At 71.1% G+C, this 232-nt stretch carries 1 pseudogene; it reads right to left on the bottom strand.

The features are described from left to right. Positions 1 to 232, bottom strand: a pseudogene (locus AC0CH3_RS18040) (methyltransferase); the annotation flags it as partial.

The raw sequence follows: 232 nt of genomic DNA, 5'->3' as shown, positions 1-232 counted from the left end.
GACGTGAATTGCGGGGTGAGGAAGTCCTTCACCTTCGGGCTGAACTGATAGACGAGAATCGCGCCGCCGGTCCGCAGCACGGAATGCGTCCCGGCCGCGATCGCCGGGCCGACACCGGGGGGCAGCGTCGAGACGGGCAGGCCGGACCGCACATAGTCCGCCGATTCGAAGCCGTGCTCCGCGACGAGCGTCTCGACGGCGGCTGCCGCGCCGAGCACCGCGGAGACGCGCG

It is taken from the genome of Sphingomonas sp. AC449 (assembly GCF_979253475.1).
Note: the sequence above shows the minus strand (reverse complement) of the source record. Positions and strands in the feature narration are given on the sequence as shown.